A 26,000-nucleotide genomic window follows, 5' to 3' on the forward strand; every position below is an offset into this window, starting at 1 on the left:
ATCAACCAATACCGTGCCATCACACCAACGCCGAAAAGTGCAAAAAAGGCGATAAGGGCTGATGGGGCCTGATGTGCAGCGCCAGTATCGTTTGCTCAGCTTCCACCATGCTGGAGGCAAATTACTGCGGAGAAGACTTTTGTTCTTGCTGGAGTGAGAGCGGTCTTTTCCACAAGTTAAACGATGCTGCAAGAAGAGGTTTGCACGATGATTGAATCGGTTTCAACCAGTTGGGTGTGTGGCGCCGACCTGGACCCCGTCAACGCGGGCAGTGACTGCAAAGAGGTAAAAACCAGCGAAACGGCGCAGCGCCTGGCACGTCACGAGGAACCGCAGAAGCATGGCATCCTGATGCGCCTATTCATCGCGATTGCCGAGTTCCTCGGCTTTCGTTCCAGTGTGGCGACGGGGGGCGCGCAGGCCGCGGATTCGACGTCGGACGTGATGCGCTCTTTGAACGAGCAGGTGGCCAAGGGGCTGCCGGATGTCATGAGGTCGCAGGCCAACGGGATACTGGCGAAGCAGGAGCATCTGCCCACCGAGCAGTTCATGACCAGTTACACGGAACAGCTCACGGGTAGCAATATCATGCGTAACGCCAACTGCCTGTTGTCGAATATCGACATGCTGGGCAAGCTTGTGCCTGAGCTTAAGGTCGAGACAAGTATTAACAAGGTCGATATTGTCGGTGGGTACACCCTGATTGCAGCCCAGTCTCCGGACAGTATCGCGCTTATGCAGAACGACTCGATGGCTGCCGCCAAGGTGCTCGATGCGTTAATTTTCCTGGCCTCGCGATTTGCCGAGTTTCCGGATCCCGAGCAAGTGGGGGCTGAAGCGGTGGTGGAGTTTGTCAAAGAGGTCGATGCCGAGTTCATCGAACGGTTCGCCCAGAAGCCTGATCCAGTGGCGCCAGTTGTCGTGGGGGATGCAAGCGACCATACCCATCCGGTGGTGGCCGGCACATTAGCCCAAGCGAGCGCGGCACGGCCTGTGGAGCCTGAAGTGGCTTATCACGCGACGACCATCGAACAGTCTGATCCGGTAACGTCGCTCCAGGCCGTCAAGCTCGACTTTGTCAAGATTGATGATGAGGTCGCTCTGCCTACGCGTAATGACTTCAACGCGACCATCCATTCGCTACAGCGGCCGGCTAGTCCGCTCTCGCAGTCGTTCGAGCACCTGGAGCATCTTGCCGAAAAGGGCAGTGCTGCCGAAAAGGCAATCGCTTCAATGGTCCTGGACCACACGGCGGTGGGGCAGTCCCACTCCTTCGGCGACCTCTTCGGGCAGCGTAAACTGGAGCCCAATCTGTTGCAGTTCCACACCGCGCAATCGTTCATGGACACGTTGCAGAATAAGCTGGACAAGGCAGGGCGCCTACTTGGCAACCTGCAGGCTGCCAACGCGGCTTGAGCGTAACACTGGCTGAGGCCTTCGGGCTTCAGCCAGCCCTTCGAATCCCTCCGATCACCCTGTGTGAAACCCGCCCAGGGTGATCATTGCCACCACGATATAGCGCCCGCCCTTGGCCAGGGTGACCAGCAGTACGAAACGCCAGAACGGCTCGCGCATGATCCCGGCGATCAAAGTCAGCGGGTCGCCGATCACCGGCATCCAGCTCAGCAGCAGCGACCACTGGCCCCAGCGCTGGTAGCGTTGCTGGGCGCGTTCCAGCTGGCTGGCGCTGAACGGAAACCAGCGGCGTTCGCGCAGGTGATCGACGGCCCGGCCCAGCAGCCAGTTGACGATGGAACCGAGCACATTGCCGAGGGTGGCCACCAGCAGCAGAGTTGCCCAGGCACTCGGTTCGCGAATCAGCAGTCCGACCAGCACCGCTTCGGACTGCAGCGGCAACAAGGTGGCGGCGCCGAAGGCGCTGAGGAACAGCGCCCCAAGGCTGAGCATCAGTAGCTGGCGACCACGGTATCCTGGCCATCCAGGGTCACGCCGATGACTTGGTAGGCGTCCTTATGGTCACCCATCTCCATGCCCGGCGAACCCATGGGCATGCCCGGTACCGCGATACCCTTGAGGTCGTTGCGCCTGGCCAGCAGGCGTACCTGTTCGGCCGGCACATGGCCTTCGACGAACTTGCCGTCGATCACCCCGGTGTGGCACGACGCCAGGCGTGGCTCGACGCCCAGGCGTTGCTTGACCGCGCTCATGTTCGGTTCGACATGGTCGTTGACGGTGAAACCGTTGTCGCTCAGGTGCTTGATCCATTCCTTGCAGCAACCGCAGTTGGGATCGCGGTAGACATCGATGGTCTCGGCGGCCTGGGCCAGGCCGGTGACGGCCAGCAGGCCGAGGGTGAGCAGGTGTTTGCGCAGCATGGTGGAGCTCCTATGAAACAGCATGATTCATTGGCCAGGTGGCGGCCTGGTGGGAGCGCGTGTGCTTCAGAAGCGCAGGCGTAACCCCACCACCAGCCGAGTCTGGCCGATGTCCTCGCCATTCTCCCGGGCCTGGTCTGCACGGTCGCCGTGCAGGCGGTTGAAGCTGACGCCGACATAGGGCGCGAACGCGCGGGTGATCTCGTAGCGCAGGCGCAGGCCCACTTCGCTTTCGGCCAGCCCCGAGCCTTGCTCGCGCCCGGCATCATTGCGCCCGAAGAAGTTGGCTTCGACGGTCGGTTCGAGGATCCAGCGATTGGTCAGCAGCATAGCGTAACCGGCCTCCAGGCGCAGCGCGGTCTGCTGTCGCTCGCCGGCGTAGGCGGTGGCTTCCAGCTCCAGGCCGTAGAGCGGCGTGCCCTGGATGCCGAAGGCGGCCCAGCCCTGGCCGCTGGCGGGCTGGAAGTCCTGGCGTACACCGCCGACCAGTTCCCACCAGGGGCTGATGGCATGGCCCCAGAGGGCCTGCAGCTCGGCCTTGTGGGTCTTGCCTTGTTCCCGCTCACCCTCGGTGCGCAGCCATAGGCGGTCGATATCGCCGCCGACCCAGGCAGTGGCGTTCCAGTTCAGGGCGCCGCTGCTTTCGAAGTTCTGGTATTCCAGCTGGTCGACGATCACCGCCCAGTTGGTCGCCTGGTCGTGCACCTGATGCCCCGGAAGCGGCGGGAAAGCGGCACGGCGGTCGGCGTCGGTGATCACCGGAAGCGGTGTGCGCGGTTGGCTGGGGGGCGTCGCCGTGTGGTTCATCTGGCTGTGGTCCATGGGCATGCTGTCATGGTTCATTTGGCCGTGGTCCATCGGCATGGTGCCATGGTTCATGTGGTCCATGCCCGCGGCCAGGGCCCGTTCACTGGCCAGCAAGGCCATAAGCGCGACACCGGTGACGATGTGGCGGTTGCGGTTCTCATTCATCGACCCGTACCTCGCGGAACATGCCGGTCTCCATGTGGTAGAGCAGGTGGCAGTGGTAAGCCCAACGGCCCAGGGCGTCGGCGCTGACGCGGTAGCTGCGCCGGCTTCCGGGTGGCATGTCGATGGTGTGCTTGCGCACCAGGAAGCGCCCTTGTTCATCCTCCAGGTCGCTCCACATGCCGTGCAGGTGGATGGGATGGGTCATCATGGTGTCGTTGACCAGGATGATGCGCACCCGCTCGCCGTATTTCAGGCGCAGGGGCTCGGCATCGCTGAACTTGATGCCGTCGAACGACCAGGCGAAGCGTTCCATGTGGCCAGTCAGGTGCAGCTCGATGTTGCGCGACGGTTCGCGCCCGTCCGGATCGGGGTAGGGGCTGCGCAGGTCGGCGTAGGTCAGCACTCGGCGGCCGTTGCCGCGCAGGCCAATACCAGGATCGGCCAGGTTGGCGCGGGGGGCCATGGTCTGCATGTCCACCAGCGGGTTGTCGATCTCGCTGGCGGGGTGGCCTTGCATCATGGCCATACCGGCCATGTTCGAGTGGTCCATGCCCGCCATGTTGGCGTGGTTCATCGCTGGTATATTCGAATGCTCCATCCCACCCATGTCGCCGTGCCCCATGTCGTCCATGGTCAGCACCGGGCGCGGGTCCGGCTCGGGTACGGGGGCCTGCAAGCCCGCTGCACGGGCCAGGGTGCCACGGGCGAAGCCGGTGCGGTCCATGCTCTGGGCGTACAGCGTGTAGGCGGGCAGGTCGCCCACGGTGACCAGCACGTCGTAGGTTTCGGCCACGGCGATGCGTAGCTCGTCCACGCTCACCGGTGTCACTGGCAGGCCGTCGGCGGCGATTACCGAGAGTTTCAGGCCTGGAATGCGGAAGTCGAAGTAGGTCATCGCCGAGGCGTTGATCAGGCGCAGGCGCACGGTCTCGCCGGGCTGGAACAGGCAGGTGAAGTTGCCGTCCGGGGGCTGGCCGTTGAGCAGGTAGGTGTAGCTGGCGGCGCTGATGTCGGCCAGGTCGGTCGGGCTCATGCGCATTTTCGCCCAGGTCCAGCGGTTGTCGACGGCCTTGCCCCAGCCGTTTTGCGCGACATCGTCGACGAAGTCGCCGACCGTGCGCTTGTGGTAGTTGAAGGCGTCGGACTGCTTCTTCAGGGTGGCCATCAGCGCTTCTGGCGCCTGGTCCGACCAGTCGCTGAACAGCAGCACATGGTCGCGCTGGTACTGATGCGGTTCAGGCTCGCGGGGCTCGATGACGATGGCGCCGTACACGCCGGCCTGCTCCTGCAGCCCGGAGTGGCTGTGGTACCAGTAGGTGCCGCTCTGGCGCAGGGTGAACTGGTAGAGGTAGTCGCCGCCGGGTTCGATGCCAGCGAAGCTCAGGCCCGGCACGCCGTCCATGTTGGCCGGCAGGATGATGCCGTGCCAATGGATCGAGGTGGGCTGGTCCAGGCGGTTGCGCACGCGCAGGGTCACGGTGTCGCCCTCGCGCCAGCGCAGCTGCGGGCCGGGCAGGCTGGCGTTGATGGTCTGCGCGGTGCGCGGCCGGCCTGTGATGTTGACCGGGGTCTGGCCGATGAACAGGTCGAACTGCTGGCCGCTCAGCTCGTGCAGCGGCAGGCGGCCCTCGGCGGCCTGGGCCAGCGGGCGCCAGAGGCCGAGGCCGGCCAGGGCGCTGGCGGCACCCAGGCCCTTGACGAAGGTGCGGCGGGTTGGAGTCGGTGGCATGGCGTGCTCTCGCTACGGAACTGCCACGATCCTCGCCGCCCGCGCCTGTCAGCCACCTGAGGCGCGGATTACAGATTTGTCAGGCAGCGGCCTCGCCACTCTCCAGGTCGCGCATCAACAGGCCGAACTCCAGCGAGACCTGCTCGGGAATCGGCAGGTACACCACATGGCCGTCGCCCGGCGCCACCTCGATGGCCTGCTGCTGGCGGTCGCACAGGCGGTGCAGGTCGAAGTGGTAATTGCCGCGCGGGGTCATCAGCTCCAGGTGGTCACCCACGGCGAAGCGGTTCTTCACCTTCACTTCGGCCAGGCCGTCCACGCGCACTCCGGTCAGTTCGCCGACGAACTGCTGGCGCTCGGACACCGAGTTGCCGCGCTGGTAGTTCTGGTACTCGTCGTGCACGTGGCGGCGCAGGAAACCTTCGGTGTAGCCGCGCTGGGCGAGGGACTCGAGGTTACTCATCAGGCCGCGGTCGAACGGCCGCCCGGCCACGGCGTCGTCGATGGCCTGGCGGTAGGACTGCACGGCGCGGGCACAGTAGAAGTGCGACTTGGTGCGGCCCTCGATCTTCAGCGAGTGCACGCCCATCCGGGCCAGGCGCTCGACGTGCTGGATGGCGCGCAGGTCCTTGGCGTTCATGATGTAGGTGCCGTGCTCGTCCTCGAAGGCCGGCATCTCTTCGCCGGGGCGGTTGGACTCCTGGAGCAGGAACACCTGCTCGGTCGGCGCGCCGAGGCCCAGGGTCGGCTCGCACTCACGGACGATATCGCCGGTGGCATTCTCGGTGGCCGGGGTAGCCTGGTACTTCCAGCGGCAGGCATTGGTGCAGGTGCCCTGGTTGGCGTCACGCTTGTTCATGTAGCCCGACAGCAGGCAGCGCCCGGAATAGGCCATGCACAACGCGCCGTGCACGAACACTTCCAGCTCCATCTCTGGCACCTGCTGGCGGATCTGCTCGATCTCTTCCAACGACAGCTCCCGCGACAGGATCACCCGGGTCAGTCCCAGGCCTTGCCAGAACTGCACGCTGGCCCAGTTCACCGTGTTGGCCTGCACCGACAGGTGGATGGGCATCTGCGGGAAGTGCTGGCGTACCAGCATGATCAGTCCCGGGTCGGACATGATCAGTGCATCCGGGCCCATTTCGATCACCGGCGTCAAGTCCTTGAGGAAGGTCTTGAGCTTGGCGTTGTGCGGGGCGATGTTGACCACTACGTAGAAACGCTTGCCCTGGGCCTGGGCCTCCTGGATGCCGAGGGCCAGGTTGGCGTGGTCGAACTCGTTGTTGCGCACCCGCAGGCTGTAGCGCGGCTGGCCGGCGTAGACCGCGTCGGCGCCGTAGGCGAAGGCGTAGCGCATGGTCTTGAGGGTGCCGGCGGGGGCGAGCAGTTCGGGCTTGGCGAGAGGGGTCATGGTGCGCACCGGGGGCAAAAGGCGCGGATGCTAAGACGGAGGCGATGTTCAGGTATTGATCTGGATCAACGGCACTTTTGCCGGCGCGCGGGGCACTAAATTGTTGAGCCCTCGAGGAATGCCCATGAACGAAACCTTATTGCAGAACAAAGCCCTGACCGTGCTGCTGGCACTGGTGACCATCGCCTTCATCTGGATCCTGTTGCCGTACTCCGGCGCGATCTTCTGGGCGGTGATCCTCGGGATTCTTTTCGCGCCTCTGCAACGCCAGCTGTTGCTGCGCTTTGGTGGGCGGCGCAACCTGGCCACGGCGATGGCGCTGGTCACCTGCCTGCTGATCGCTGTATTGCCGGTGATCGTCATCGGCACCCTGCTGGTGCAGGAGGGCGCGACGCTGTACCAGCGCATCGAAAGCGGCCAGCTGGATATCGCCGGCTATATCGAGCGCGGCAAGGACATGCTGCCGGCCTACGCCCAGCATTTCCTCGACCGCATGGGTATGGGCAACCTCGATGGCCTGCGTGACAAGATCACCAAGTGGGCGACCCAGGGCAGCCAGTTCCTCGCTGGGCAGGCGTTCAGCTTCGGCCAGGGCACCTTCGAGTTCCTGGTGAGCTTCGGCATCATGCTCTATTTGCTGTTCTTCTTCCTGCGCGAGGGCGCGGAGGTGGCGCGCAAGGTGCGCCAGGCGGTGCCGCTGCCCGAGCAGCAGAAGCGCCGCCTGCAGTTGAAGTTCAAGCGCGTGGTACGGGCCACGGTCAAGGGCAACCTGCTGGTGGCGATCACCCAGGGTGCGCTGGGCGGGCTGATCTTCTGGGTGCTGGGCATTCCCAGCGTGCTGGTGTGGGCGGTGCTGATGGCGTTCCTGTCGTTGCTGCCGGCGGTGGGCGCGGGGATCGTCTGGGGGCCGGTGGCGTTGTACTTCCTGCTGACCGGGGCGATCTGGCAGGGGATCGTGCTGACCGCGTTCGGTGTGCTGGTGATCGGATTGGTGGACAACCTACTGCGGCCAATCCTGGTGGGCAAGGATACGCGGATGCCGGATTACCTGGTGCTGGTGTCGACACTCGGTGGGCTGGCGGTGTTCGGGCTCAATGGCTTCGTGATCGGGCCGTTGATCGCGGCGTTGTTCATCTCCAGCTGGGCGATCTTTGCCTCGACCAAGCCGCAGGTGCAGTTGCCTTCATGAGGACCATCGTGGGGCAAGTCGCATCGGCGCACCGCCATTGGCGATTATCGGAAGCTGTAGGAAACCCCCGCATACACCCCAAACCCTTCACCCGGCGTCGAGCGGGCGATGTCTTGCCCGGCATCGTTGTACCCCGGCGTCACCGTCGCCGCGTAACGTTTGTTGGTCAGGTTGCGCAGGTCGAGCCAGGTCTGCCAATCCCGTTTCGGCGAATCCCAGCCCAGGCGCGCGCCGAGCAGGGCGTAGGCGTCGGCGTGGTAGCTGTTGGCGTAGTCCACCTGCACCTTGGAGGCCATCTGCGTGTTAACCCCGGCATGGAAGCCGCTCGGCCAGTCGTAGCGCAGTTCGGCCTGGTAGTAGTGCATGGGGATGCCGGGCAGGCGGTTGTCGCCGAACGTGTCGTCGTCGCGGTAGTGGAAGTCGCTGAAGGTGTAGGCCTGGCGCAAGCTGAGCTTGCCGGTGCCCGGTTGTTCCCAGAGGAGGCTGTCCAGGCCGGCCTCGATGCCCTGGTGCACGGTGGGGCTGGCGTTGAACTCCTTGAACGGCAAGCCTTGCACGACTTCCACGTTTAACAGTTCGTGGCGTACCTGGGCGTAGTACCAGGCCAGGTCCCAGCGTCCCAGTGCCGAATCGCCGCGGGCGCCTAGTTCCAGGGTGGCGGCGGTCTGGTTCTGCATCTTCATGGGTTGGTTGGCGACTGGCGCACTCCAGACCAGCGACCACGGGTGCGGCGGCTCCACCGAGCGACTGAGGTTGCCGTAGACCTGCAGGTCCGGGCGGAGGTCGTAACGCAGGCCCAGGCGTGGGGCGTAGTCCCAGTCATGCTGACTGACCTTGCCGCCACTGGTTGGGTAGGTGACGTCGCTTTCGCGGCGGGTGTAGATCATCGCCAGGCCCATGGTCAGCCACAGGTCCGGAATCAGCTCCAGGTCGTTGCCTGCATGCAGCACGGTGTCCGAACCCTGGTAGCTGAAATCGCGGGTGCGGGCACCGAAATTGTCGCCGCCGGGGCGAGCGAACTGCGAAGCGCCGCTGTTGGGCAGGTGCTTGGTGGTGCGCCAGCCGAGGGTGGTCTTGCTCTCATGACCGAACAGCGTGTCGCGACGCAAGTAGTTCAGCGTGCCACTGACATCGGTGTAGGCGACCTTAAGGCGCATCGGGCCTTCGCGCAGGTCCATGGGGTAGTCGTGATAGACCAGCCCCGCCTCCAGGCGCGAATCGTCATCCAGGAAGAAGGTGGTCTTGTTGCCCACCCAGGTGCTGCCCGGTTGAGGGCGTCTGTCGTCGCGGGCCAGGTAGGCTGGATTGGCGGCACGGGGATGGTGCTTGATCTGGTCCTTGGTCAGGCGTCCGGCCAGGTCGTTTTCGGTTTCCCGGTAGCGCAGGTAGAAGCGCGTCTCCAGGTTCGGGTTGAAGCGGTAGCCGACGTTGGCGGCGATGCCCTTGGCGCTGCCGCTGCTGTGGTCCTGATAGCCGTCGTACTCGGCATCGGTCAGGGCCACGTAGTAGTCGAGGTTGCCCAGCACCTGTCCGGTACTGATGTGCCGGCGCTGGTAGCCACGGCTGCCGACTTCGTAGCGCACCTGCAAGGGCGCGGCATCGTGACCGGTGTGGGTCACATAGTTGATCGCGCCACCCAGGGCCAGCGAGCCCTGGTCGAAGCCATTGGCGCCGCGCAGCACCTCGGCGCGGCTCAGCCACAGCGGTTCGAACAGTTCATAGGGCGTGCCGCCCGGGCCGGTCAGCGGCAGGCCGTCGAACATCGTGTACACGCCCGAGCCGTGGGCGCCCGGCGCGCGGTTGATGCCCGAACCACGGATCGACAGCTTGATGCCGTCGTTGCCCGCCGACTGGGCGAACACCCCCGGCTGATAGGCCAGCACGTCCTGGTTGCTGGCCACCCGGCCCTGGCCCACCTTGCCCATGTCCACCAGGTTGCTGGCGCCGGGGATTTCGCGCAGCTGGTCGGCGGCGGCTTCCAGTTCGGATTGCTGCCGGTCCTGGATCAGCACCTGGTCGAGTTCGACGCGATTGGCGGCCTGGGCGGTGCCTGCGACGAACAGGGCCAGCAGGGAGTAGGGGAGGGTGGGGCGCATGGGTACGGGGTTCCAGATCGAATGCGGGAGTCTGACGCTGCAAAGGGCAGACGAAGCACAGTGGTCGATCGGTAATGGCCATGGGGCCGCAAAGCGGCCCCAAAAAAGAACACCCCGCCGAGGCGGGGTGTCTTGTGACACAGTCAGCCGATCAGCCGATCAGTTGCAGACCCGCCTGCTGCACCATCTCCAGCAGCGGCTGCGGGTACACACCGAGCACGAAGGCGAGGATGGCGATGGCCAGCAGCATCACGCCGCCGGTGCGCTGTTCCCACTTCAGCGGAGCGTCGTGGCGACGCAGGTTCGGCTCGACCAGGTACAGGGTGACCATGACGCGCAGGTAGTAGTACACGCCGATGGCGCTGCCGATCACCAGGGCGCCGACCAGCCACCACAGGTGCGACTCGACGCCGGTGGCGATGATGTAGAACTTGCCGATGAAGCCCGCGGTCAGCGGGATACCGGCCAGCGACAGCATCATCACGGTCAGTACCGCGGTCAGGTACGGACGGCGCCAGAACAGGCCGCGGTACTCGTACAGGGCGTCGGCGTCACGGCCGGCATACGGCGAGGACATCAGGGTGATCACGCCGAAGGCGCCCAGGCTGGTGATCACGTAGGTGACCAGGTACACGCCCATGGCTTCCAGGGCCAGGCCCTTGCTGGCGACCAGGGCGATGACCAGGTAGCCGAAGTGGGCGATGGACGAGTAACCGAGCAGACGCTTGAGGTTGCTCTGAGTCAGCGCCAGCAGGTTGCCAATGATGATCGAGGCAACCGCGATCACCGCCAGCACGGTGCTCAGCACGCCGCTGCTGGCGGCAGGGGAGAGCATGAACAGGCGCACGACCACGGCGAACACCGCGACCTTGCTGGCGGTGGCCAGGAACGCGGCGACCGGCGCCGGGGCGCCTTCGTACACGTCTGGGGTCCACAGGTGGAACGGCACCAGCGACAGCTTGAAGGCCAGGCCGACCAGCATCATGCCCAGGCCCAGTTGCGCCAGCAGGCTCGGCATGCTGGTGGCGGCCAGGGCCTTGCCCAGCTGGTCGAAGGTCAAGCTGCCTGCGTCAGCGTACAGCAGCGCCATGCCGAACAGCAGGAAGGCGGAGCCGGCGGCCGACAGCACCATGTACTTGATGCCGGCTTCCAGCGAGCGCTTGTTGAAGAAGGCGTACGCCACCAGGCCGTAGACCGGCACCGACAGCAGCTCAAGGCCAATGAACAGGCCAGCCAGGTGGTTGGCGCTGACCAGCACCAGACCGCCCAGTGCCGACATCAGCAGCAGCAGGTACAGTTCTTCACGGTTGCCCGGGAAGCCCTTGGAGCCTTCGCCCAGGTAGGCGTGGGCGAGGGTGACGCAGGCCAGCGTCGCCACCAGGATGATCGCCATATACAGGCAGGCGAACTTGTCGATGGTCACAAGCGAGGTGACTGCCAGCGGCGCGACCTTGAGCGCCGGCAGGATCGACAGCAGGGCCAGGTTCAGGCCCACGGTGGACAGCAGGAAGGTCTGCGAGTGGTTGCGCTTCCAGGCGATCGCCAGCATCACCACCACCGTGGTGAGCGTGGTGATCAGCATCGGCGCCAATGCGATGAAGTGTTGAGTGGTGAATTCCATAGCGCTCTTACCGGGCCGAAGCGAGTTGAGTGAAAGCGGAACCGAGCCACTGCTGCACACCGCTCATGGTGGCGGCAGATGTGTCCAGGAACGGCTGCGGATACACGCCCAGCAGGATCAGCAGGCCCGCCAGGCCCAGCACCATGATCAGCTCGCGACCGTCCATGCCGGCCAGCACGGTGTCGGCCTTGGCCGGACCGAAGTAGGCACGGTGGATCATGATTAGCGAGTACACCGAGCCGAAGACCAGGCCGGTGGTGGCGATCACGGTGATCCATGGGACGTGGGCGAAGCTGCCGATCAGGATCAGGAATTCGCCGACGAAGTTGCCGGTGCCCGGCAGGCCCAGCGATGCGGCGGCGAAGAACAGGCTGATGGCCGGAAGATAAGCGATGCGGTGCCACAGGCCACCCATCTCGCGCATGTCGCGGGTGTGCAGGCGCTCGTACAGCTGGCCGGCCAGGATGAACAGCGCGGCGGCCGACAGGCCGTGGGCCAGCATCTGGATCACCGCGCCCTGCAGGGCCTGCTGGCTGCCGGAGTAGATGCCGATCAGCACGAAGCCCATGTGCGAGACGCTGGAGAACGCCACCAGGCGCTTGATGTCGGTCTGGGCGAAGGCCAGGAAGGCTCCGTAGAAGATGCCGATCAGGCCCAGGGTCATGGCGATCGGCGCGAACTCGGCCGAGGCGTTCGGGAACAGCGGCAGGGCGAAGCGCAGCAGGCCGTAGGCCGCGGTCTTCAGCAGGATGCCCGCCAGGTCCACGGAACCTGCGGTCGGCGCCTGGGCGTGAGCGTCAGGCAGCCAGGAGTGGAACGGCACCACCGGCAGCTTCACCGCGAAGGCGATGAAGAAGCCCAGCATCAGGAGGTACTCGACGCCGGCCGGCAGTTCGGCCTTGAGCAGGTCGCTGTAGTTGAAGGTGATCACGCCAGTGCTGTTGTAGTTGACCAGCACCAGGCCGAGGATCGCCACCAGCATGATCAGGCCGCTGGCCTGGGTGAAGATGAAGAACTTGGTCGCCGCGTAGATGCGGGTCTTCTTGCCGTCGGAGGAGCTGTGACCCCAGAGCGCGATGAGGAAGTACATCGGCACCAGCATCATTTCCCAGAAGAAGAAGAACAGGAACAGGTCCAGGGCCAGGAACACGCCGACCACGCCGCCGAGGATCCACATCAGGTTGAGGTGGAAGAAGCCGACGTGGCGCTGGATCTCTTTCCACGAGCACAGCACCGACAGCACGCCGAGCAGGCCGGTGAGCAGGATCATCAGCAGCGACAGGCCGTCGAGGGCCAGGTGGATGCTGATGCCGAAGCGCTTGATCCACTCGACCTTGTATTCGAGGGCCCAGGCGGGCTCCGCGCCAGGGGCGGGAGCCAGGGTGTAGTTGCCGTTCGCCCACAGCCACAGGCCGATGCCGAGCAGCAGGGACATGGTCAGCAGCGCGATCCAGCGCGGCAGGGTGGCGCCGAAGCGCTCACCCAACCAGCACAGGAAGCCGCCGATGAAGGGGATCAGGATCAGCCAAGGCAAAATCATGACGGGTTGGTTTCCTTTGGCAAAGTCGCAAGATTCATAGTCATACCGCGGCCACTACCACGGCACCGAGCACCAGCACGGCACCCACGGCGATCGAGGCGGTGTACCAGCGCAGCTGGCCGGTCTCGGTCTTGCTCATGGCGACGTGACCGCCGCGAGCCAGGCGAGGAATGAGGCCGATGCTGCGGTCAACCGGGTCCTTGCGCAGGATGTGGCTGATCAGCAGGTAAGGTTTGACGAAGAGCTTGTCGTAGATCCAGTCGAAGCCCCAGGCGGCGAACCACCAGGCTGACAGGACGCGACCGATACCGCTGTTGGCAACTGCGGTGACGAAGCGGCGCTTGCCCAGGAACAGCAGGGCCGAGAGCAGGATACCGGCGATGGCGATGGCGCCCGAGGCGATCTCCAGCGAGTGCTTGGCTTCGCCACCGGCGTGGCCTGCGCTTTCAGGCAGCACGCCTGCCAGCGGCGGGTGGATCCAGGCGCCGATGAAGGTCGACAGCACGATCAGCACGCCCAGCGGCAGCCAGTGGCTGATGCCGTGGCCGGCGTGGGCTTCGGTCTTGGCTTCGCCGTGGAAGGCGATGAAGATCAGACGGAAAGTGTACAGCGAGGTCATGAACGCACCGACCAGGCCGGCGTACAGCAGGCCGCTGTTGCCGCTGGCGAAGGCTTCCCAGAGGATCTCGTCCTTGGAGTAGAAGCCCACGGTCAGGATCGGCAGGGCGGCCAGGGCGGCGCCACCGACCACGAAGCTGGCGTAGGCCAGCGGCAGTTTCTTCCACAGGCCGCCCATCTTGAAGATGTTCTGCTCGTGGTGGCAGGCGACGATCACCGCACCGGAGGCAAGGAACAGCAGGGCCTTGAAGAAGGCGTGGGTCATCAGGTGGAAGATCGCCGCGTCCCAGGCGCCGACGCCCAGGGCCAGGAACATGTAGCCGATCTGGCTCATGGTCGAGTAGGCCAGGATACGCTTGATATCGGTCTGTACCAGGGCGGCGAAGCCGGCCAGGACCAGGGTCACGCCACCCACGACGCCGACCAGGTGCAGGACGTCCGGCGCCAGCAGGAACAGGCCGTTGGTACGGGCGATCAGGTACACGCCCGCAGTCACCATGGTGGCCGCGTGGATCAGTGCCGAAACAGGAGTCGGGCCGGCCATCGCGTCGGCCAGCCAGGTCTGCAGCGGCAGCTGGGCCGATTTACCGACCGCGCCACCCAGCAGCATCAGGGTGGCCAGTACCATCCAGGTGTCACCTGCCTGGAACTTCTGCGGTGCCAGCACCAGCAGTTCCTGCACGTTCAGGGTACCCAGCTGGACGAACAGGATGAACAGGCCGATGGCCATGAACACGTCGCCGATGCGGGTGACGATGAACGCCTTGAGCGCCGCGTTACCGTTGTTGCGGTTGCTGTAGTAGAAACCGATCAACAGGTACGAGCACAGGCCCACGCCTTCCCAGCCGAAGTAGATGAACAGCAGGTTGTCGCCCAGCACCAGGAACAGCATGCTGGCGATGAACAGGTTGGTGTACGAGAAGAAGCGCGAATAGCCGGCTTCGCCACGCATGTACCAGGAAGCGAACAGGTGGATCAGGAAGCCCACGCCGGTGACCACGCCCAGCATGGTGACCGACAGGCCATCCACATACAGGGTGAAGTTCGGCGCGAAGCCGTCCACCGACATCCACTGCCACAGCAGCTGGCTGTACGCGCCGCCTTCAGGCGGGGCGACGTTGAACTGCCAGATCACATAGGCGGCGGTGGCCGCCGACAGACCGACCGAGCCGACGCCGATCAGCGCCGACAGGTTCTCGGACCAGCGGCCGCGCGAGAACGACAGCAGCAGGAAGCCGATCAGGGGGAATACGAACGTCAGGAAGATAAGGTTCATCCGCGCATCTCACTGGCAGCATCGATGTCGAGAGTGTGGAAGCGGCGATACAGCTGCAGCAGGATCGCCAGGCCAATGCTGGCCTCGGCGGCTGCCAGGCTGATCACCAGAATGAACATCACCTGGCCGTCGGGCTGGACCCAACGGGCACCGGCGACGATGAACGCCAGTGCGGAGGCGTTCATCATGACTTCCAGGCTCATGAGCACGAAGAGGATGTTGCGGCGGACCATCAGGCCAACCAGACCTAAGCAGAACAGGATGCCGGCGACCGCCAGACCATGCTCGAGAGGGATAGCACCCATGATTTACTCCTTCGCCTCGTTGCGGCCCAGGTGGAAGGCGGTGACGGCTGCCGCGAGCAGCAGCATCGAGGCCAGTTCGACCACCAGCAGGTAAGGGCCGAACAGGCTGATGCCGACTTCCTTGGCGCTGACGGTGGTACCGCTGATGGCGGCGCCCGACGGGGTGACGAACAGCACGTACAGCAGCTCCAGCAGCAGCAGGGCGGCGAGGATCACCGGCCCCGCCCAGATGCCGGGCTTGAGCCAGCCGCGCTCCTGGGCGACCGAAGCCGGTCCGAGGTTGAGCATCATCACCACGAACACGAACAGCACCATGATGGCGCCGGCGTAGGCGATCACTTCCAGGGCGCCGGCGAATGGCGCACCGAGGGAGAAGAAGATCATCGCCACGGAGATCAGCGAAATGATCAGGTAGAGCAGGGCGTGCACCGGGTTGGTGCCGGTCACCACGCGCAGCGTGGAGACGACGGCGACACCGGATGCGAAGTAGAAAGCGAATTCCATCTTTCTGTCCTTATGGGAGCAAGCTCTTCACGTTGATCGGCTCGGCTTCGTTCTGCGCAGAGCCTTTCGGCTTGCCAGCGATCGCCATGCCCGCAACACGGTAGAAGTTGTAGTCAGGGTTCTTGCCGGGGCCGGAGATCAGCAGATCTTCTTTCTCGTACACCAGGTCCTGACGCTTGAACTCGGCCATTTCGAAATCCGGAGTCAGCTGGATCGCGGTGGTCGGGCACGCCTCTTCGCACAGGCCGCAGAAGATGCAGCGCGAGAAGTTGATGCGGAAGAACTCGGGGTACCAACGGCCGTCCTCGGTCTCGGCCTTCTGCAGCGAGATACAGCCGACCGGGCAGGCCACCGCGCAGAGGTTGCACGCCACGCAGCGCTCCTCGCCGTCGGGGTCGCGGGTGAGGACGATGCGGCCACGGTAGCGCGGCGGCAGGTACACGGGTTCTTCGGGGTACTGCAGGGTGTCGCGCTTGCGGAACCCGTGGGAGAACACCATGGCCAGGCTGCGCAGCTGTGTGCCGGTGCCCTTAACGATGTCGCCGATATACTTGAACATGGGTCAAATCCTCACTGGGCCGCGACGGCTGGCGTGTTGTAGAGCACGATCGCAGCGGTCACCAGCAAATTGATCAGGGTCAGCGGCAGGCAGAACTTCCAGCTGAAGTCCATCACCTGGTCATAGCGTGGGCGCGGGATCGAGGCGCGCAGCAGGATGAACAGCATGATGAAGAACGCGGTCTTCAGGGCGAACCACAGGAACGGTACTTGCGGCAGGATACCGAACGGACCGTGCCAGCCACCGAAGAACAGGGTTACCAGCAGCGCCGAGATCAGGATGATGCCGATGTACTCACCCACGAAGAACATGCCCCATTTCATGCCGGCATATTCGATGTGGTAGCCGTCGGCCAGTTCCTGTTCCGCTTCCGGCTGGTCGAACGGGTGACGGTGAGTCACGGCGACGCCAGCGATGAAGAAGGTGCAGAAGCCGAAGAACTGCGGAATGATGAACCACAGGTTCTGGGCCTGATAATCAACGATGTCGCGCATGTTGAACGAGCCCACCTGCACCACCACGCCCATCAGCGCCAGGCCCAGGAACACTTCGTACGACACGGTCTGTGCCGAAGCCCGCAGGCTGCCCAGAAGGGCGTACTTGTTGTTCGACGACCAGCCGGCGAACAGCACGGCGTAGACCGACAGACCGGCCATGGCGAAGAAGAACAGCAGGCCGATGTTCAGGTCGGCCACGCCCCAGCCCGGGGTGATCGGGATGATCGAGAAGCCGATCAGCAGGGCGCTCATGGCCACGACCGGTGCCAGGGTGAAGATCATCTTGTCGACGAAGGGCGGGTTCCAGTCTTCCTTGAAGAACATCTTCAGCATGTCGGCTGCGATCTGGAACATGCCGAACGGGCCGACACGGTTCGGACCGTAGCGGTCCTGCCACCAGCCCAGCAAGCGTCGTTCGACGAAGCTGAGCAGCGCGCCGCAGACCACCACGGCCAGCAGCACCACGATGGCCTTGACGACCTGAATGATCACATCGATCACTTCGGGGGTGAACCAGCTCATTGTGCTGCCTCCTGCAGGCCTTCGACGGCTGCACCGAAGATGGCGGGCGGAATGCCGGCCAGGCCTTTGGGCAACGCAACCAGGCCAGCGCCCAGTTCTTCATTGATACGCAGCGGCAGACGCAGCGACACGCCGGCCACGTTCAGGCTCAGCAGCGCGCCGTCGTTGACGCCCAGGCGGTCGGCCTCGGACTTGGCCAGGGCGACGTAGGCGGCCGGGATGCGTTCCTGCACCGGGGCGGCGCGCGAGGAGGACTCTTCGCTGCCGAACAGGTGGAAGAACGGTACGGCGGTCCAGGTACCGCGGGCCGGGTTGAACGCGCCCGGAATGGCGGTGAACCAGTTCAGGCGGTCGCCCTGCGACTCGATCAGGCGCACGCCCGGGTCACCGGCACGCAGGTGGCCACCCACTTCGTCCTGGAACTTGTTCCAGGCTTGCGGCGAGTTCCAGCCCGGCGACCAGGCGAACGGCACTTGCTGGCGCGGCTCGGCCGAGCCCGAGTAGCCTTCCATGGAAAAGGCGAACGCGGTGTCCTTGTCCTGTGGGGTACGCGGCTCGTGCACGCTGATGTTGGCGCGCATGGCGGTGCGGCCCGAGTAGCGCAGCGGCTCACGGGCCAGCTTCATGCCCTTGATGCGGAATGCGGCGCTTGGTGCGGCGTTGACGATGCCGGCCAGTTGCGGGGCGGCTTCGGCGCAGGCGCTGGTGACGTGGTCCAGCTGGGTCCAGTCCACCGGCTTGTTGAGCAGGGTGGCACGCAGGGCGTGCATCCAGCGCCAGCCTTCGTGAATCTGGATGCTGCTGTCCAGGTACTGCGGGTCGAACACCTGGAAGAAGCGCTGGGCACGGCCTTCCTGGCTGACCAGGGTGCCGTCGCCTTCGGCGAAGGAGGCGGCCGGCAGCACCAAGTGGGCACGGTCGAGGGTCGGGGTCTTGGAGTGGTCGGCAACGATCACTACCTTGGCGGCGGCCAGGGCGGCGTCGACCTTGGCAGCCGGTACGCGGGCGTACAGGTCGTTTTCCAGCACGACGATGGCGTCGGCCTTGCCGCTGATGACCGCGTCCAGGGCGGCGTCGACGGACTCGCCGCCCATCATCGCCATGCCGAGGCTGTTGGCCTCAGGCACGACCAGGCTCAGCGAACCGTTCTTCTCGCGCAGCTTGAGGGCCTTGGCGATGTTGGCGGCGGCTTCGATCAGCGCTGGATCCGCCAGGGAGGTGCCGGCGACCACCAGAGGGCGGTTGGCGGCGACCAGGGCGTCGGCGATGCGCTGGGCCAGGGCCTTGGCTTCCTCGTCCAGGCCGGCGACGGCAGGCGCGCTCGGGTCGATGGCGTGGGCCACGGCGAAACCGATGCGGGCGAGGTCAGCGGGAGCGGCGTGTACACACTCTTCGGCGACGTCGTCCAGCTTGGTTTCAGCCAAGGATGCGATGAACAGCGGGTACAGCGCGTGCTGGCCGATGTTCTTCACCGCGGCGTCCAGCCAAGGCTGTACGCGCATGGCGTCGGCCATGGCCTCGGCCTTGCCCTTGGTGGCCTGGCGCACGGCCAGGGCGAGGCGGGCGGCGGTCTGGGTCAGGTCTTCGCCGAGCACGAACACGGCGTCGTGGTCTTCGATGTCGCGCAGGGTCGGGACCGGCAGCGGGCTGTCATTCAGCACGTTCAGCGCCAGTCTCACGCGGGCCAGTTCGCCAGCTTCCATGCCCGAGTAGAAGTACTCGGCGCCGACCAGCTCACGCAGGCCGTAGTTGCTCTCGAGGCTGGCGCGTGGCGAGCCGATGCCGACGATGGTGCGGCCGCGCAGCAGGTCGGCGGCCTTGTCCAGGGCGGCGTCCAGGCTCAGCTTGCTGCCATCGGCGAGGAACGGCTGGCGTGGACGGTCCTTGCGGTTGACGTAGCCATAACCGAAGCGGCCACGGTCGCACAGGAAGTATTGGTTCACCGAGCCGTTGAAGCGGTTCTCGATGCGGCGCAGTTCGCCGTAGCGCTCGCCGGGGCTGATGTTGCAGCCGCTGGAGCAGCCATGGCAGATGCTCGGGGCGAACTGCATGTCCCACTTGCGGTTGTAGCGCTCGGAGTGGGTCTTGTCGGTGAACACACCGGTCGGGCAGACCTCGGTGAGGTTGCCGGAGAACTCGCTTTCCAGCACGCCGTCTTCGACGCGACCGAAATACACGTTGTCGTGGGCGCCATACACGCCCAGGTCGGTGCCGCCAGCGTAGTCCTTGTAGTAGCGCACGCAGCGGTAGCAGGCGATGCAGCGGTTCATCTCATGAGCGATGAACGGGCCGAGGTCCTGGTTCTGGTGGGTACGCTTGGTGAAACGGTAGCGGCGCTCGTTGTGGCCGGTCATTACCGTCATGTCCTGCAGGTGGCAGTGACCGCCTTCCTCGCACACCGGGCAGTCGTGCGGGTGGTTGGTCATCAGCCATTCGACGACGCTGGCGCGAAACGCCTTGGACTCTTCATCGTCGATGGAAATCCAGGTGCCGTCGGAGGCAGGGGTCATGCAGGACATGACGATACGACCACGGGTGTCGTTCTCGTCGGTGTACTGCTTGACCGCGCACTGCCGGCAGGCGCCGACGCTACCGAGCGCCGGGTGCCAGCAGAAATAGGGGATGTCGAGGCCGAGCGACAGACAGGCCTGTAACAGGTTGTCCGCACCGTTGACTTCGAGCGCTTTGCCGTCTACGTGGATAGTGGCCATTGTTCAAAGTTCTTCGTTGGCCCGCGTGGGCGGGCGTGGCTAATGGAAATCGGTGAGCTCGCGGCCAGCCACGAATCGTTCGGGCCGGCCGGCGAGCTGGCGGATGGCACGGACCATCCGCTGTTCATCTTGTTATGCGCCGACCACGATCGGCTTCGCCAGGTTCGGGCGCAGGGCTTCGCTACCAGCACTGGCTGGGGCTACACCGGCCTCGAATTCCGAGCGGAAATATTTGATGGCACTGCCCAATGGCTCGACGGCACCTGGTGCGTGAGCACAGAAGGTGCGGCCTGGGCCGAGGAAGTTGACCAGACCCAGCAGGGTCTCGATGTCTTCGGCGCGGCCCTGGCCTTTCTCCAGGGCGCGCAGCATCTTCACGCTCCACGGCAGGCCGTCGCGGCACGGCGTGCACCAGCCGCAGGATTCGCGGGCGAAGAACTCTTCCATGTTGCGCAGCAGCGAGACCATGTTGATGCTGTCGTCGACCGCCATGGCCAGGCCCGTACCCATGCGGGTACCGACCTTGGCGATACCACCGGCATACATTTGTGCATCGAGGTGCTCGGGCAGCAGGAAGCCGGTACCGGCGCCGCCTGGCTGCCAGCACTTGAGCTTGAAGCCGTCGCGCATGCCGCCGGCGTAGTCTTCGAACAGCTCGCGGGCGGTGACGCCGAACGGCAGTTCCCACAGGCCGGGGTTCTTCACCTTGCCGGAGAAGCCCATCAGCTTGGTGCCGTGGTCCTCGCTGCCTTCACGGGCCAGCGACTTGTACCAGTCGTTGCCATTGGCGACGATGGCCGGCACGTTGCACAGGGTCTCGACGTTGTTGACGCAAGTCGGCTTGCCCCACACGCCGACCGCGGCAGGGAAGGGCGGCTTGGAGCGTGGGTTGGCGCGGCGGCCTTCCAGCGAGTTGATCAGCGCGGTTTCTTCACCGCAGATATAGCGGCCGGCGCCGGTGTGCACGAACAGCTCGAAGTCGAAGCCCGAACCGAGGATGTTCTTGCCCAAAAGGCCTGCCGCCTTGGCTTCGTCGATGGCGCGGTTGAGGTTCTTTGCCGCGGTGGTGTATTCGCCACGCAGGAAGATGTAGCCGCGGTAGGCTTTCAGCGCACGGGCGCTGATCAGCATGCCCTCGACCAGCAGATGGGGCTGTTGCTCCATCAGCATGCGGTCTTTCCAGGTGTTGGGCTCCATTTCATCCGCGTTGCACAGCAGGTAGCGGATGTTCATGGATTCATCTTTGGGCATCAGGCCCCACTTCACGCCAGTGGGGAAGCCCGCGCCGCCACGGCCCTTGAGGCCGGAGTCCTTGACGCTCTGCACGATGTCGTCGGCGGACATGTCGGCCAGCGCCTTGCGCGCGGCGGCGTAGCCGTTCTTGGACTCGTACTCGGCAAGCCAGACCGGCTCGCCGTCGTCACGCAGGCGCCAGGTCAGCGGGTGGGTTTCGGCGGTACGCGCAATGCGGTTGGCCGGGCCGAAGGAAGTGATGGTCATACGTAACCCTCCAGCAGCTTGGAGACGCCGGCAGGCTGCACGTCGCCAAAGGTGTCGTCGTCGATCATCAGCGCCGGGGCCTTGTCGCAGTTGCCCAGGCAGCATACCGGCAGCAGGGTGAAACGGCCGTCTGCGGTGGTCTGGCCGAGGCCGATGCCCAGCTCGCTCTGGATCTGGCTGACCACCGATTCATGGCCGCCGATGTAGCAGACCATGCTGTCGCACACGCGGATGATGTGGCGACCGACTGGCTGGCGGAAGATCTGGCTGTAGAAAGTGGCCACGCCCTCGACGTCGCTGGCGGGGATGCCCAGCACTTCGCCAATGGCGTAGATGGCGCCGTCTGGCACCCAGCCGCGCTCTTTCTGGACGATCTTCAGGGCCTCGATGGACGCCGCGCGCGGGTCCTCGTAGTGGTGCATCTCGTGCTCGATGGCCGAGCGCTCGGTTTCGCTCAGGGCGAAACGGTCGGTTTGGATAAGCGTGCTGTTCATGCTTAGCGGTCCACGTCAGCCATAACGAAGTCGATACTGCCCAGGTACGCGATCAGGTCCGCGACCATGCTGCCTTTGATCACCGAAGGGATCTGCTGCAGGTGCGGGTAGCTCGGGGTACGGATCCGGGTGCGGTAGCTCATGGTGCCGCCGTCGCTCGTCAGGTAATAACTGTTGATGCCCTTGGTCGCCTCGATCATCTGGAACGACTCGTTGGCCGGCATGACCGGGCCCCACGAGACTTGCAAGAAGTGGGTGATCAGGGTCTCGATGTGCTGCAGGGTGCGCTCTTTCGGCGGCGGCGTGGTCAGCGGATGGTCCGCCTTGTACGGGCCTTCCGGCATGTTGCGCAGGCACTGGTCGATGATGCGGATACTCTGGCGCATCTCCTCGACGCGGACCATGCAGCGATCGTAGGCATCGCCGTTGTGGGCCAGCGGCACTTCGAACTCGAAGTTCTCGTAGCCGGAGTAGGGGCGCGCCTTGCGCAGGTCGAAGTCGCAGCCGGTGGCTCGCAGGCCGGCACCGGTGGTACCCCATTCCAGGGCTTCCTTGGTGTTGTACGCGGCGACGCCGATGGTACGACCCTTGAGGATGCTGTTCTTGAGCGCGGCCTTCTCGTACTCGTCGAGGCGCTTGGGCAGCCATTCGACGAAGTCCTTGACCAGCTTGTCCCAGCCGCGCGGCAGGTCGTGGGCGACACCACCGATGCGGTACCAGGCCGGGTGCAGGCGGAAACCGGTGATCGCCTCGATCACGGTGTAGGCGCGCTGGCGGTCGGTGAAGGTGAAGAACACCGGGGTCATGGCGCCGACGTCCTGGATGTAGGTACCCAGGAACAGCAGGTGGCTGGTGATACGGAAGAATTCGGCGAGCATGATGCGAATCACGTCGACTTTCTGCGGCACCTTGATGCCGGCCAGCTTTTCCACCGCCAGTACGTACGGCAGGTTGTTCATCACCCCGCCGAGGTAGTCGATTCGGTCGGTGTAGGGGATGAAGCTATGCCAGGACTGACGCTCGGCCATCTTCTCGGCACCACGGTGGTGGTAGCCGATGTCCGGTACGCAGTCGACGATCTCTTCGCCGTCCAGTTGCAGGACGATGCGGAAGGCACCGTGGGCCGAAGGGTGGTTCGGGCCGAGGTTGAGGAACATGTAGTCCTCGTTGGCGCCGTGACGCTTCATGCCCCAGGCTTCGGGGTTGAAGCGCGCCGATTCCTCTTCAAGCTGCTGCTTGGCCAGGGTCAGGCTGTAGGGGTCGAACTCGGTGGCGCGGGCCGGGTAGTCCTTACGCAGCGGGTGGCCTTCCCAGGTCGGCGGCATCATGATGCGGCTCAGGTGCGGGTGGCCGGCAAAATCGATGCCGAACATGTCCCAGACTTCGCGCTCGTACCAGTTGGCGTTCGGCCAGATGCCGGTCACGGTCGGCAGGTTCAGGTCGCCCTCGCTGAGCGACACCTTGATCATCACGTCGCTGTTACGCTCGACCGACAGCAGGTGGTAGAACACGCTGAAATCGGCGGCGGGCAGGCCACGGCGCTGGGTGCGCAGGCGCTCGTCGACGGCGTGCAGGTCGTACAGCATGCTGTACGGCTTGGCGACGCCGCGCAGGAAGCTGAGCACTTCCTTGAGCTGGGCACGTTTTACCCACAGTACCGGCATGCCGGTGCGGGTTTCCTGGGCGACGAACGCGTCGGCGCCAAAACGGTTGTGCAGTTCGACGACCACATCCTGGTCGTCAGCCTTGTAGGGCGGAATATAAATAGCGTTGTCCGCTGTCATGGTCTCGGTCGCTTTGGGTCAGCGTTAAGAATGAAGCCAGGCCGCCGGCTCCTTCGGGAGCGGGCGGCAGGTCGCTGGATCAGACTTCGTCGGGGCTGCGCAGGTTGGTTACCGCAATGCGCTGTTCGCGACGCAAGTCTTTCTGGGCGGGCATCTCGGCACGGTAGATGCCTTGATCACCAACCACCCAGGAAAGCGGGCGTCGTTCTTGGCCGATCGACTCCTGCAGCAGCATCAAGCCTTGCAGGAATGCCTCGGGGCGCGGCGGGCAGCCAGGCACATAGACGTCCACGGGGAGGAACTTGTCGACCCCCTGAACGACCGAGTAGATGTCGTACATGCCGCCGGAGTTGGCGCACGAACCCATGGAGATGACCCACTTGGGCTCGAGCATCTGCTCGTACAGGCGCTGGATGATCGGCGCCATTTTGACGAAGCAGGTACCGGCGATGACCATGAAGTCGGCCTGGCGCGGCGAGGCCCGGATGACTTCGGCGCCGAAGCGGGCGATGTCGTGGGGTGCCGTGAAGGCCGTGGTCATTTCCACGTAGCAGCAGGAAAGGCCGAAGTTATACGGCCAGAGGGAGTTCTTGCGACCCCAGTTGACCGCGCCACGCAGCACATCTTCGAGTTTCCCCATGTAGATGTTCTTGTGGACCTGGTCTTCCAGCAGTTGATCGGTGACGGTTTCCCGCTCACCGACCGGATACTGCTCGTTGGGTGCGTCCGGATCGATTCTGGTGAGATTGTATTGCATGCCAAAGCCTCATTGTTTCAGCTTCGCTTGCCGCTTGCGGCGACCTTCGGGAGCCCAATCGAGCGCCCCGACGCGCCATAGGTAGACAAGACCTGCCAACAGAATTGCTATGAAAATGAGAGCTTCGACGAATCCGGTCCAGCCGCTTTCGCGGACGGACACAGACCATGCATACAGGAAGAGGGCTTCGATATCGAAGATCACGAACAGCATCGCGACCAGATAGAATTTGGCGGACAGGCGCAGGCGGGCGCTGCCGACGGGCAGCATGCCGGATTCGAAGGGTTCGTTCTTGGCGCGACCCCAGGCCTTGCTACCGAGCAGGCTGGACAGGCCGAGCATGAAGGCACACAGGCCGACGACACCCAGGAGGAAGATGGCAAAGCCCCAGTTGTGGGCGATGAGTCCTGCCGAATCGGACATGCTAGAAATCCTTATACAGAGACCCAGCTCTGCAGTCTGAAATAAAGTAGAGCGGCGACGTGGTGTCGCAGACGCAGTGACCAAATGTCGCAGCTGAATCAATCGCGCTGATTTTATGGGTAAACCCAGTGCAAGTAAAATTTCCGTTGCAAATTTATTCGTAGGTTTAAGAACAAAAATCTTTCGTAACTGGCTGAAACCCTTGAGTTTCGGGCATTGGGCGCGGATTTGTTAATTATGTTTCTTGCCCCGCGTAATGACGGGCTAGTTGCGTAATGATAATTAATATCATTTGATCTGGCCTGTAATGTTTTTGCTGTTCTGACCCTTGCAAAGTTCATCTGCCGAGCGCCCCTCTTGCAAATGCGAAAAACTCTCGTTCTAGCAGCTTCCGGCGCTGCGCGTACCGCTCTGGATCAATACTTTGTCGCTTGCGTCGCGGCTGACCGACGCGGCGATCAGCCACTGGCCGAGCCAGTAGAAGAGGATGATCAGGTACTCGGCGGCGGCGAACGGGCTGACGAAGCGGTCGATGCCGATCAGGCCGTCGGAGAACACGAAGGCGCAGGCGCCCAGCGCGGCCAGGCCACCACAGGCCAGGGCGCGCCAGAGCATGGCGCCGATGGTCAGGGCGTAGAGTACCACCGGGATCAGCAGTGGACCCAGGCCATGGCCGGCGAGCAGGCCGAACAGCGAACCGCCGATCAGCACGGCGAAGGCCAGGGCCGGGTAGGCCGGGCGCCATGTGAGGCTGCAATAGCCGCGCAGGTAGGCCAGGTGGGCGCAAAGAAACGCCGCGAGGCCGAACACGAACAGGTCACGGGGAATGGCCAGGAGTATGTCGCCAAGCACTGAGAAGGCCAGGCCGACGATGATCCAGCGACGATAGGGTGTGACGGGGGTGGTGCTCAGCCAGGCAATCAGGGCGAGCACCGGAATGGGTTTGACCAGCAGGCCGAGCAGGGCGTTGTCGCTGGTCAGCGCATATAGATAGACGGCGGCGGCTGCGACGGCGAGGGTGAGCAGGTGGCCAGGGCGGGGCATGGGCAGTCCTTGCTGTGGGGTAGCCACAAGCTTAGACCTGATCCTGGGTTTTGCTGGTAATGCGGTCCCTGTAGGAGCTGCCTTGTGTCGCGAAAGGGGCGCGGAGCGG

Annotated in this window: 22 protein-coding genes; 2 read left to right on the forward strand and 20 right to left on the reverse strand. The window is 64.3% G+C overall.

The annotated features are described in order from the left end of the window. Positions 1–183 precede the first annotated feature (183 nt). On the forward strand, positions 184–1,416 hold the full coding sequence (locus tag AC25M7_RS21975) for a hypothetical protein (protein ID WP_028692476.1): 1,233 nt from the start codon (positions 184–186) through the stop codon (positions 1,414–1,416). A gap of 54 nt (positions 1,417–1,470) precedes the next feature. On the opposite strand, the gene AC25M7_RS21980 is transcribed toward AC25M7_RS21975, so the two are convergent. The 5 genes from AC25M7_RS21980 to trhP form a co-directional block, all read right to left on the reverse strand. Then, positions 1,471–1,908 carry a YqaA family protein gene (locus AC25M7_RS21980; protein ID WP_028692475.1) on the reverse strand — a complete coding sequence of 146 codons (438 nt, stop codon included), beginning with the start codon at positions 1,906–1,908 and terminating at the stop codon, positions 1,471–1,473. After that, positions 1,908–2,336, reverse strand: coding sequence for a DUF411 domain-containing protein (locus AC25M7_RS21985; protein WP_028692474.1), 429 nt, complete (start codon positions 2,334–2,336; stop codon positions 1,908–1,910). The genes AC25M7_RS21980 and AC25M7_RS21985 overlap by 1 nt, the downstream gene beginning before the upstream one ends. Positions 2,337–2,402: 66 nt before the next feature. Further along, entirely contained in the window at positions 2,403–3,308 is a 906-nt protein-coding gene (locus AC25M7_RS21990; protein ID WP_182323359.1) for a copper resistance protein B, read from the reverse strand. Continuing rightward, positions 3,301–5,037 carry a copper resistance system multicopper oxidase gene (locus tag AC25M7_RS21995; RefSeq protein WP_486971465.1) on the reverse strand — a complete coding sequence of 579 codons (1,737 nt, stop codon included), beginning with the start codon at positions 5,035–5,037 and terminating at the stop codon, positions 3,301–3,303. Before AC25M7_RS21995 ends, AC25M7_RS21990 begins: the two co-directional genes overlap by 8 nt. Positions 5,038–5,116: 79 nt before the next feature. After that, entirely contained in the window at positions 5,117–6,451 is a 1,335-nt protein-coding gene (gene trhP, locus AC25M7_RS22000) for a prephenate-dependent tRNA uridine(34) hydroxylase TrhP (protein WP_486971466.1), read from the reverse strand. A 124-nt stretch (positions 6,452–6,575) separates the two neighbouring features. Here trhP and AC25M7_RS22005 point away from each other — a divergent pair, with 124 nt between their 5' ends. Next, positions 6,576–7,640 carry an AI-2E family transporter gene (locus tag AC25M7_RS22005; RefSeq protein ID WP_486971467.1) on the forward strand — a complete coding sequence of 355 codons (1,065 nt, stop codon included), beginning with the start codon at positions 6,576–6,578 and terminating at the stop codon, positions 7,638–7,640. A 44-nt stretch (positions 7,641–7,684) separates the two neighbouring features. On the opposite strand, the gene AC25M7_RS22010 is transcribed toward AC25M7_RS22005, so the two are convergent. From AC25M7_RS22010 to AC25M7_RS22080, 15 genes are all read right to left on the reverse strand, one after another. Next, complete coding sequence (locus AC25M7_RS22010; RefSeq protein ID WP_486971468.1) at positions 7,685–9,736, reverse strand: TonB-dependent receptor family protein; 2,052 nt, start codon at positions 9,734–9,736, stop codon at positions 7,685–7,687. A gap of 151 nt (positions 9,737–9,887) precedes the next feature. Next, a complete protein-coding gene (nuoN, locus tag AC25M7_RS22015; protein WP_028692468.1) occupies positions 9,888–11,357 on the reverse strand; it encodes an NADH-quinone oxidoreductase subunit NuoN in 1,470 nt (489 codons plus the stop codon). A gap of 7 nt (positions 11,358–11,364) precedes the next feature. Further along, positions 11,365–12,897 carry an NADH-quinone oxidoreductase subunit M gene (gene nuoM, locus AC25M7_RS22020; protein ID WP_028692467.1) on the reverse strand — a complete coding sequence of 511 codons (1,533 nt, stop codon included), beginning with the start codon at positions 12,895–12,897 and terminating at the stop codon, positions 11,365–11,367. A gap of 40 nt (positions 12,898–12,937) precedes the next feature. Further along, positions 12,938–14,791, reverse strand: coding sequence for an NADH-quinone oxidoreductase subunit L (gene nuoL, locus AC25M7_RS22025; RefSeq protein ID WP_028692466.1), 1,854 nt, complete (start codon positions 14,789–14,791; stop codon positions 12,938–12,940). Next, entirely contained in the window at positions 14,788–15,096 is a 309-nt protein-coding gene (gene nuoK / locus AC25M7_RS22030) for an NADH-quinone oxidoreductase subunit NuoK (protein WP_008096201.1), read from the reverse strand. The genes nuoL and nuoK overlap by 4 nt, the downstream gene beginning before the upstream one ends. Before the next feature lie 3 nt (positions 15,097–15,099). Continuing rightward, positions 15,100–15,600 carry an NADH-quinone oxidoreductase subunit J gene (gene nuoJ / locus AC25M7_RS22035; RefSeq protein WP_023631348.1) on the reverse strand — a complete coding sequence of 167 codons (501 nt, stop codon included), beginning with the start codon at positions 15,598–15,600 and terminating at the stop codon, positions 15,100–15,102. Between the two features lie 10 nt (positions 15,601–15,610). Beyond that, entirely contained in the window at positions 15,611–16,159 is a 549-nt protein-coding gene (gene nuoI / locus AC25M7_RS22040) for an NADH-quinone oxidoreductase subunit NuoI (protein WP_003251442.1), read from the reverse strand. A gap of 11 nt (positions 16,160–16,170) precedes the next feature. Next, positions 16,171–17,178: an NADH-quinone oxidoreductase subunit NuoH gene (gene nuoH / locus AC25M7_RS22045; protein ID WP_028692465.1), complete on the reverse strand. Its 1,008-nt coding sequence runs from the start codon at positions 17,176–17,178 to the stop codon at positions 16,171–16,173. Beyond that, positions 17,175–19,889, reverse strand: a complete 2,715-nt coding sequence (nuoG, locus tag AC25M7_RS22050; RefSeq protein WP_062361143.1) for an NADH-quinone oxidoreductase subunit NuoG — start codon at positions 19,887–19,889, stop codon at positions 17,175–17,177. The genes nuoH and nuoG overlap by 4 nt, the downstream gene beginning before the upstream one ends. 132 nt (positions 19,890–20,021) lie before the next feature. Further along, positions 20,022–21,389: an NADH-quinone oxidoreductase subunit NuoF gene (nuoF, locus tag AC25M7_RS22055; protein WP_028692463.1), complete on the reverse strand. Its 1,368-nt coding sequence runs from the start codon at positions 21,387–21,389 to the stop codon at positions 20,022–20,024. Next, entirely contained in the window at positions 21,386–21,883 is a 498-nt protein-coding gene (gene nuoE, locus AC25M7_RS22060; protein ID WP_012313767.1) for an NADH-quinone oxidoreductase subunit NuoE, read from the reverse strand. The genes nuoF and nuoE overlap by 4 nt, the downstream gene beginning before the upstream one ends. 2 nt (positions 21,884–21,885) lie before the next feature. Further along, complete coding sequence (nuoC, locus tag AC25M7_RS22065; RefSeq protein ID WP_486971469.1) at positions 21,886–23,667, reverse strand: NADH-quinone oxidoreductase subunit C/D; 1,782 nt, start codon at positions 23,665–23,667, stop codon at positions 21,886–21,888. 79 nt (positions 23,668–23,746) lie between these two features. Further along, complete coding sequence (locus tag AC25M7_RS22070) at positions 23,747–24,424, reverse strand: NuoB/complex I 20 kDa subunit family protein (RefSeq protein WP_008096180.1); 678 nt, start codon at positions 24,422–24,424, stop codon at positions 23,747–23,749. Between the two features lie 9 nt (positions 24,425–24,433). Then, on the reverse strand, positions 24,434–24,847 hold the full coding sequence (locus AC25M7_RS22075) for an NADH-quinone oxidoreductase subunit A (protein WP_028692461.1): 414 nt from the start codon (positions 24,845–24,847) through the stop codon (positions 24,434–24,436). A 381-nt stretch (positions 24,848–25,228) separates the two neighbouring features. Then, a complete protein-coding gene (locus AC25M7_RS22080) occupies positions 25,229–25,891 on the reverse strand; it encodes a lysoplasmalogenase (RefSeq protein ID WP_088851789.1) in 663 nt (220 codons plus the stop codon). Positions 25,892–26,000: the final 109 nt, after the last annotated feature.

The sequence above is a fragment of the Pseudomonas sp. P106(2024) genome (genome assembly GCF_057480815.1).